At 33.4% G+C, this 8,687-nt stretch carries 12 protein-coding genes; 4 read left to right on the forward strand and 8 right to left on the reverse strand.

All coding sequences use genetic code 11. From position 1 onward, the window contains the following. Nucleotides 1-250: hypothetical protein (locus Q0W26_RS10125; RefSeq protein ID WP_298524773.1), on the reverse strand; the 250-nt coding region annotated here is incomplete at its 3' end. Between the two features lie 276 nt (nt 251-526). Here Q0W26_RS10125 and Q0W26_RS10130 point away from each other — a divergent pair. Next, nucleotides 527-1,822 carry a dicarboxylate/amino acid:cation symporter gene (locus tag Q0W26_RS10130; RefSeq protein ID WP_298524776.1) on the forward strand — a complete coding sequence of 432 codons (1,296 nt, stop codon included), beginning with the start codon at nt 527-529 and terminating at the stop codon, nt 1,820-1,822. Nucleotides 1,823-1,853: 31 nt separating this feature from the next. On the opposite strand, the gene Q0W26_RS10135 is transcribed toward Q0W26_RS10130, so the two are convergent. From Q0W26_RS10135 to Q0W26_RS10150, 4 genes are all read right to left on the reverse strand, one after another. After that, on the reverse strand, nt 1,854-2,138 hold the full coding sequence (locus Q0W26_RS10135) for a GNAT family N-acetyltransferase (protein ID WP_298524779.1): 285 nt from the start codon (nt 2,136-2,138) through the stop codon (nt 1,854-1,856). Continuing rightward, nucleotides 2,125-2,361: a (4Fe-4S)-binding protein gene (locus Q0W26_RS10140; protein ID WP_298524781.1), complete on the reverse strand. Its 237-nt coding sequence runs from the start codon at nt 2,359-2,361 to the stop codon at nt 2,125-2,127. The genes Q0W26_RS10135 and Q0W26_RS10140 overlap by 14 nt, the downstream gene beginning before the upstream one ends. Nucleotides 2,362-2,497: 136 nt before the next feature. Continuing rightward, on the reverse strand, nt 2,498-3,775 hold the full coding sequence (gene serS, locus Q0W26_RS10145) for a serine--tRNA ligase (RefSeq protein WP_298524783.1): 1,278 nt from the start codon (nt 3,773-3,775) through the stop codon (nt 2,498-2,500). Between the two features lie 150 nt (nt 3,776-3,925). After that, nucleotides 3,926-4,297 (reverse strand): helix-turn-helix domain-containing protein, encoded by a 372-nt coding sequence (locus Q0W26_RS10150; RefSeq protein WP_298524786.1) that lies wholly within the window; start codon nt 4,295-4,297, stop codon nt 3,926-3,928. Between the two features lie 534 nt (nt 4,298-4,831). Between Q0W26_RS10150 and Q0W26_RS10155 the strand changes: the two genes are divergently transcribed. Continuing rightward, nucleotides 4,832-5,161 carry a hypothetical protein gene (locus Q0W26_RS10155; RefSeq protein WP_298524788.1) on the forward strand — a complete coding sequence of 110 codons (330 nt, stop codon included), beginning with the start codon at nt 4,832-4,834 and terminating at the stop codon, nt 5,159-5,161. A 57-nt stretch (nt 5,162-5,218) separates the two neighbouring features. Here Q0W26_RS10155 and Q0W26_RS10160 read toward each other — a convergent pair whose 3' ends face one another. Continuing rightward, complete coding sequence (locus Q0W26_RS10160) at nt 5,219-5,569, reverse strand: arsenate reductase family protein (protein ID WP_298524791.1); 351 nt, start codon at nt 5,567-5,569, stop codon at nt 5,219-5,221. 67 nt (nt 5,570-5,636) lie between these two features. Here Q0W26_RS10160 and Q0W26_RS10165 point away from each other — a divergent pair, with 67 nt between their 5' ends. Next, nucleotides 5,637-5,759 carry a hypothetical protein gene (locus tag Q0W26_RS10165; protein WP_298524793.1) on the forward strand — a complete coding sequence of 41 codons (123 nt, stop codon included), beginning with the start codon at nt 5,637-5,639 and terminating at the stop codon, nt 5,757-5,759. Between the two features lie 95 nt (nt 5,760-5,854). Next, a complete protein-coding gene (locus tag Q0W26_RS10170; protein WP_298524795.1) occupies nt 5,855-6,958 on the forward strand; it encodes a hypothetical protein in 1,104 nt (367 codons plus the stop codon). Here the strand turns inward: Q0W26_RS10170 and Q0W26_RS10175 are convergent. Both Q0W26_RS10175 and Q0W26_RS10180 read right to left on the reverse strand, forming a co-directional pair. Then, nucleotides 6,955-7,599, reverse strand: a complete 645-nt coding sequence (locus Q0W26_RS10175; RefSeq protein WP_298524798.1) for an HAD family hydrolase — start codon at nt 7,597-7,599, stop codon at nt 6,955-6,957. The genes Q0W26_RS10170 and Q0W26_RS10175 overlap by 4 nt on opposite strands. A 111-nt stretch (nt 7,600-7,710) precedes the next feature. Continuing rightward, a partial coding sequence (locus Q0W26_RS10180) for a DUF11 domain-containing protein (RefSeq protein ID WP_298524801.1) occupies nt 7,711-8,687 on the reverse strand: 977 nt, incomplete at its 5' end.

Below are 8,687 nucleotides of genomic sequence, written 5' to 3' on the forward strand. Positions count from 1 at the left end.
CGACAGTACCATAACCTATCCTGTCAGATTTATAATATTTATATGGATTTGCTTTTGAACCGTCACCGTCAATACTTGCAGATGCATTAAAATAAACTACTGAAACAGATAATGTTTCTTTAGTTTGTGTAAATTGAGTATCGTCCAAATCGTTAGCTTGAAGGCTATTTAAGTCCAAATCGCTTCCACTAATTGTTTCATTCAATGAATCATTTGCAAAAACACCAGACATGCCCAATAAAACACACATGACTAAGCAAATGATCAGAATAATCCTCTTATATTTCATTTAAAAACACCGGAATTTTCATTGAAAATATTTTTTCTGAATGTTATCTATTATTTATGTTAATCTTACTTATTAATATTATTGCAAAAAATCCTTTTTAGGGAAAAAAATATCAGTATAATTTAAATTGAAAAGATTTAACATCATTTTTAAATATTGGAGATAACATGAATGTAAACATTATAGTTATATCTAATTATCAACAAAAATATTATATATAAATATGGGAGATGGAAAATGATTTCGAAATTAAAAACAATAAGCCTGGGAAACTGGATGCTAATCGGAATGATTTTAGGTTTTATTCTAGGGATATTGCTAAACTTATTTGTAGCGGACACATTTATTAAAGATACTATCCTTGTCAACAATGTATTCTACCTTGGAGGAACCGGATTCATTAGATTAATGAAGATGCTGGTTGTACCACTTGTTTTCTTCTCGATTGTTGTTGGAGTGGCTTCAATTTCAGACATTAAAAAGATCGGTACGATTGGAGGTCGAACAATACTCATCTACCTTATAACAACCGCATTGGCAGTCAGCATTGCCCTTATGATTGCAAGCGTGATTCAGCCAGGACAAGGTTTGAACATGGTGGGTCTTGCGCAGGGAAACGTTACAACAAACGCCACAATAACAGATACCGTTTTAAATATGATTCCCGAAAATCCTTTCAGCTCACTTGCAAACGGTGATATGTTGCCCGTAATCATATTCGGATTGCTTGTTGGAATCATATTGGCAAAACTAAGGGAAGAAACAGATGTCGTCAACAAGTTCTTTGAACAGGGAAACTCAATAATGATGGAAATGACCCGTATCGTGATGAAATTCGCACCTATTGGAATATTCTGTCTGATGGCAAAAACTTTCGCATCATTAGGATTCGAAGGTCTGCTGCCACTGGCCAAATATATCGGATGTGTGCTTTTAGGTCTTGCAATACAGGCATTTGTCGTTTATCCGTCATTGCTTGTTATTATGACAAGACTAAATCCGATCAAATTCTTCAGAAAATTCATATCAGTAATGTTTTTCGCATTTTCATCTTCAACATCAAATGCAACAATACCTTTGAACCTGGAAAAGCTTTCTGAACTCGGTGTTTCAAGGGAAGTTTCCTCATTTACAATTCCATTGGGTGCAACAATCAACATGGACGGAACTGCTATCATGCAGGGATGTGCAGTAATGTTTGCGGCTCAGGCATATGGAATGGATTTGGGACTAACAGCTCTGATTACAGTTGTTTTCACAGCAGTAATGGCATCCATAGGAACCGCAGGTGTTCCATCAGTAGGATTAATTACATTGACTATGGTATTCAATTCCGTAGGTCTTCCAGTTGATGCAATCGGCGTAATCATGGGAATAGATCACATTCTGGACATGGTGAGAACCGCAGTTAATGTAACTGGAGATGCAATCTGTACCATTATCGTTTCATTCAAAGCTCATTTAATTGACTTGGATGTGTATAACGGTAGAAAATCACCTACAGAATCATGGGATGATATAACAGAATTTTAACATCCCTTCTTTTTTTATTTTTTAAAAATAGTTAAAGCACATCTTCATATTCAGGAGTTTTTAAGAATACTTTTTTTGCATAGGGACACATTGGAAATATCTTGATGTTTTCTTTACGTGCATTTTCAACAACGCAATGAATTAATTTTTTGCCTATTCCCCAACCTTCATAACCCAAATCAACATCGGTTCTGGATATGACCCACCTGCCTTCAACTAAAGTGAAATGGCATTCTCCTATTTGTTTATCCCCGTCATAAGCTCTGCTGGCGTTATTATCCCTTTCAAATTTAATTGCAATCTCATTTGAGCTCATATTTCAAAGCTCCAGATGGACATTTGTCAATGATTTTGGCAATTTCATCGGCAGGTGCCTGTGATAGGTCAACCCAAGGCCTTCTTGATACGTCAAAAACCTTATTGTTTCCTCTAATGCATTCAGTAGCATGTTCACACAAATCAGGTTTCCAAAAAACCATTATTTCATCTGTTTCATAGACCTTGTATCCCTGTGAAGTTAATTCTTCTTTGTTTGACATGTTCATCACTACTCCAAAAAAGTATTTAAAAATAGATTCTTATAAAATAAATAATTATTGATATTATTTCAACAAGTTAAATTATAATTAAAAATAGTTAAAGTGTGTAGAAACACACTTGAAATGTAAAATAAACTTATTTTTTAGCTTCAATGACAGTCTTTCCATTCATGTAAGGGACCAACACTTCAGGAACTTTGACACTGCCGTCATCCTGCTGATAGTTTTCCAAAATACAGCACATAGTTCTTTCAGTTGCAATTGCAGTACTGTTTAAGGTATGCAGAGTTTGGGCATCTCCAGAACCTGCTCTTCCTACACGGGTTTTAGTTTTACGTGCCTGATAATCCTTACAGTTGGTACATGATACCAATTCCCTGAATGCACCTGAACCTGGGAACCATGCTTCCAAATCGTATTTAATTGCTGCATTATCGTTCAATGCAGATGATACGATAGCAATTATTTGATATGGAAGACCTAATTTCTGATAAATCCTTTCGGTCACTTCCATCAGTTTTTCATGCTGGTTTTTGGAATCTTCAGGACTGCAGAATATGAACTGTTCTATCTTTTCGAATTGATGGACTCTGAATATTCCTAAAGTGTCCTTTCCGTGAGATCCTGCCTCTTTTCTAAAGCAGGTTGAAAGTGCACAGTATCTTAAAGGCAACTCTTCAGGAGCTATGATTTCATCTCTGTGAAGTGCAGCCAAGGTCTGCTCAGCAGTTGCAATCAGATACATGTCCTCATTTTCCACTTTGTACAATGTTTCCTCAAACTCGCCCAATTCAGAAGTTTCAGCTGCAACTTCGCCTTTCACGAAAAATGGAGTTTGCATCGGGATGTATCCTTCAGCTTCCAATTCTGAAAGTGCAAACTGAATCAACGCAAGGTTCAAGTGGAGGATATCTCTTTTAAGGTAGTAAAAACGAGCCCCTGCAATGCTTGCTGCAGTCTCCAAATCGGCACCGTCAATCTTATCAATCAAATCAACATGATTTAATGCTTCAAAATCAAATTCATGTTTGTCACCATATGTCCTGACAACCACATTATCATCTTCAGTGTCTGAAATAGGCACGTCCTCGTCAATGACGTTTCCCACTTTGTATCTGTAGTCTTCACGGAGCTGCAAGTATTCCGCATTTTTAGCAGTCAACTCTTTGATTTCAGCTGCAACTTCCTTGGATCTTGCAATAACCTCCTCCAAATTGCCTTCTTCTTTTGCCTTTTTAAAGGATTTGGATAATTTGTTTTTTTCAGACCTAAGAGAATTTAATTTTCTTTCACCTTCTCTCCATAAGGTGTCATATTCTATTACTTTTTCAACATTTTCCGTATCTCTGAATCTTTTCTTTTCAGAATCAATGATTAATTCCGGATTTTCTCTGAATAATTTAATATCTAACAATTTTTGTCCCCTAAATATTTATACACATTTAATTATGATTTTTTTGTTTTTTAAACTTAATGTTTGCATTTTAAAAAACCAATATGTTTAAGAAAAATATATTAAAAAAAGAATTTGAATATGGCACCGCCGGCCATATCTTTTAAAGTTTTAGAGCAATGTATCTCTGAATTTCGCTTTCACGTCATTTTTGATTGCATCTGAATATGTTTCGCTGTCAACGCTCAGCATGGCAATCTCATATATTACGCGATTTAGTGACTTTCCTTTTTCCGTCAGTTTGTACTTGACGTTTTTCCTATCATATTTATCAGCAATACGGCTGATCAAACCGTTTTTCTCCATATCCTTCAAACAGTTGCTTAACACCCTATTTGAAAGATTCGGCTTGTCTTCCTTGAATTCATGAAAACGGGATTTACCGAAAAATAAATCACGTAAAATCTGAATTACCCATTTCTTATTGATTAACTTAACAACTAATTCCATTGGACATGATTTAATGTGCTTATCAGCTTCCATGAGCATACCTCCTAAAAATTGATAGGTTTATAATGACTTGTTTTTAAAGCATATAAACCTTACGGTTACGGTAACCAAATGGTTACAAAAAACATTTATATACAATCACTATAAGTTGTTAGTGAAAGCTATGCCCATGGCTTTCGGAGATAGCAATGATGTCTTAAGGAACAAGGAATGAAGATGATACATTTTCCTACAAAGAACACGCATGTTGAACTAAATTCAATAAGCAACTGAAAAAACAAGATTTAAAATCTTACCTAATACCCTATAATTAAAACAACAATTACATAAAAAGGAAAACTCACAAACCTCCAAAAAAATATTCCCATAAATATTCATCGGATTTCCCAAAAGGAGTTTTTTGAGGATGCATTGCGCATCACCAAAATCATGATCCCAAAGGTAAAATCAAAAAATTCCTGCTATCTCACACTATTTTCTATAAATAAATGCAAAATGTTATTTCCAATGAATTCTAAAAATATCATTAGTAAATTAAAATTTACCTTAAAATTCGGGAGAGATAATATGGAAATCAAATACAACCAAAGATCATACAACTATCCTAGTATAATTAAAGGATTATTACACGAAATATCCAAAAAAGACTTCGATCACTTCCACATAGTATATGGAAATGACAACTACGGAAACTTCTACAAAAACGAAGACAAGCTAATTGAATTTAGGGAAGACCATATCAAGGAAACCTGCGAAAACGGTGATGTAATCTACTGGGATTATGCCAACATTTGCAAAATCAAAGTGACAAAAAATCACGATATAAAAGAAAGCGAAGAAGAAGTCGACGTCTTTGAAGACAATGATCTATGGACTGGAAACAGAATCCAATTCTAAAATTTAATGGTACAGATTAAAAAATCTGTACACAATCTTATTTTTTAAAAGAATCAATTACAATAATTTTTCTTCCCATTCCTTGACTTTAAAACCGACAAGAACGAAGTCATCACCAACAACAATTGGGCGTTTTACAAGCATTCCATTTGTTGCAAGCAATTCGAATTGTTCAGCCTCGGACATATCCGGAAGCTTGTCCTTAATCTTGTTTTCACGATAGACCATGCCACTTGTGTTGAAAAATCTTTTTAATGGCAAGCCTGATTTATTGTACCAATTTTCGATTTCTTCAGCATTTGGATTATCTTCAACAATATGTCTTGACTCATATTCAATATTGTGTTCATCAAGCCAGTTTTTAGCCTTTCGGCAGGTTGAGCATTTTGGGTATTGTACAAATAACATAATATTTAATTGGCTTTACAATTAAAAATAGTTAATCTATTTATAACTTCATATCGTAAGATTAATTATGAAAACATTAAATACTCCATTGGTTTCAATATTTTGCGATAATGACGATTACTACATTCCAGTTGTTGAACTTGATTTTTTAACAGGAAAGGGCTTCACAGCCATTTCAAAGATGATTTAAAGGAATGGGACATTAAAAAAGACTACAAAGAACTTGAAAATAAATTTAAAGATGAATTATCATATTCCAAAAATGAAAAGACTTCAAATGCAATATTGAGAAAATACACTTCAACAATACCCATTGAAGACAACAGCAAGATTCCGCAATTCTTCAAGTTAAACGATAATGATGCAGACCTTAAAATTATTCGTTTTGACAAATTAGAATTCAGTGAGAAACTGCAATCTGCATCAATCTATCAAAAATTAAAGAAACTTGCACTAAGAGATAAAATCATGAATGATTTGAATCTTGATTTGTCAAAAGTTATTGATTATGGGGATGTTTTGGGATTCATAACCAATCATGATATTGAAAATTACCAAATTGAAGACGTTAATGTCAGCGATTTGGATTTGCAACTGATGACCTCAGAGTATTTAATAGAATTTACAGGCCAGGAATTTGAGGATTCAGTATTTTTTAAGGAATTGGATATGGGTTTCATCTTTAAAAATTCAAAAGAGGACGCCGCTAAATTCATTAATGAAAATCCAAATGTCAAATTCACCATTTATCGGATAAACAACACCAATTTCATGGAAATATCAGATGAAATTACAAATGATAATGTCAATTATGATTTTACTATAATTCCACAGGCCATTCCAAATGTAAATCACAGGAAACTGACTAAAGATGATCTGAAAAAATTAAGCAAAACCAATGAGGTTTCCCTGTTAAAGTTTAAAATTGACAATTTGGAAACAATTATAGATAATTTTGATTCATTAGAAGAAAAACTAGCATTCACATTCTATTTAGAGCTGTTCATGGCAGGAAGAATCAATCAGATTACAAACAAATTCAAATTCTACAGTGAAGATTTCGCATTAACAGATTCATTTAGGAAAATTGAACTTGATAGTGGAGATGTTATTTATAAGCCAGTTTCCAAACTTCCTAAAAAATACAGAGATCTCGGTTCCTCATCAATCCATATCTTCCACAGCAGCGGAGACACACTGATTGCCCAAGGTCCCAAAGAGGATTTGATAAAATTTTTAAAAGAATTTAAATTAAGATTTGGAAAATGGAGTGCTTTTTCTGATAAATTCAGATTTTCAGCTACAATTTCAAATGATGATTTAAAATTATTTGACAATAATGTTCTTATAGATGACAAAGTTTTGAACTGGAAAGATTTGGAAAATTAGAAATATTTTAAAATTTCTGAGGTATTGTCAATAACCTCAATAGGATAATCACTTTCAAATGCATTGATTCTTCCATAACCCCAATTTACAAGCAAGCAGTCGATTCCTGCATTTTGAGCTGTTCTGATGTCAGTTATTGAATCTCCAATATAAATGCAATCTTTCTTATCGAGATTATACTTTTCCATAATCCTATTTACGGCAAAGGGGCTTGGTTTTGAGGGATAATCCGGAATTTGACCATCAATAGATACAAAATTGATTTCCGAAAAGAATCTCTCCACATAAATTTCAAGAGAATCATTTTTTCTATTGGAATTAATTGCCAGCAATATTCCTTTTTCTTGCAATGATTTCAATAAGTCATGAACACCGGGAAATGGGCAAGTAAGATTATTCTGTGAACTGTAATATATTTTTTCATAGGTCTCTTTAAGAATTTCAATGTTTTCAGGAGAATTTTTGTCTTTTAAAATTAGGGATACGATCTCATCAATGTTTCCGCCCAATCTATCAAGGTACTCTTCTTTTGTAAGCGCTGGAAAATTGTGAATCTCTAAAGCTTTGCTAAAAGAAATTATCACATCATGTACTGAATCAACCAACGTTCCATCAAAATCAAAAATTGCAAGTTTCTTCATGCATTAAAATATATTCAATTTGATATAAAAAATAGTAAGAATTAATTAAAACTTAATACTGCCCGCATTGGGAAGTTATAAAAAAAATAAAAAAATAGGATTTATTAAATCCTATTTGCGTTCTCTTTTAATTTCAAGTGCAAAAATACTCATTAAAGTCAATAGCAATACCAGAATTGGATTTCCAGTTTGTTTTTCATTAACTTCAACATCACTAGATTTAGTTTGTTTTTGTGTTTGATCTTTATCTGGAGTGTTGTTTTTAGAAGTAACTGTATTGTCCACTGGATTGTCAGTTGGATTATCTTCCCTGTCATGATTATCATCTGGACCTGGATTAGTTCCATTTGTATTGTTTGAAACAGGAACATTTTCAGGAACATCTACTTCAGGAGTAGTTAAGTTATCATCATCATTAGTTTGATTGATAACTGGTTCAGGAGTATCTGGAACACTTATGACAGGAGTATCAACATTTTCAGAAGGTGTTTTATTAACAACAAACTGAATTGATTCCTCAGGAGTTACTTCTGGAATTTCATAAATCTCTAAAGGAGGTTCTTCAGTTTCATTATTCTTTCCAACAACTTCTGTCTCATTTAACTCGTTTCCATAATTTGGAGTGGAAGTGTTTCCAACTTCAATTTCTATAGGGACTATTTTAGTCACGTTAATTGTTTTGTTAGTTTTGTCATCACCTGTGTTGTTGGAAGTTGTTGTAACTGTTGCAACATTAACAATAGTTCCTGACATGTTAACTAAAGTTTTAACAGCAACGCTTACACTTTCACCAGGTGCGATGGAATCAAATACCCAATAGACATCAGAATTAATTAAAACCAAACCTGCCGGAAGTTCATCAGTAATTACGACATTTTCAGCTATATCTGGACCATTATTTGTAACAGTTATAGTCCATGTGATTACATCACCTAATTCTGGAGTGGAGTTTGATACCATTTTTTCGATGACTAAATTAACGTATGTGTTGTTTTCAGTCACTACAGGAACATGAGTGTTAGTAACAGTAAAGGCATATGCACTGCTATTAGAAACCGCAACAGTGTAACCATCAACACTGACCTCTT

Origin of the sequence: uncultured Methanobrevibacter sp., assembly GCF_947169325.1 — an archaeon.
GTDB lineage: Archaea > Methanobacteriota > Methanobacteria > Methanobacteriales > Methanobacteriaceae > Methanocatella.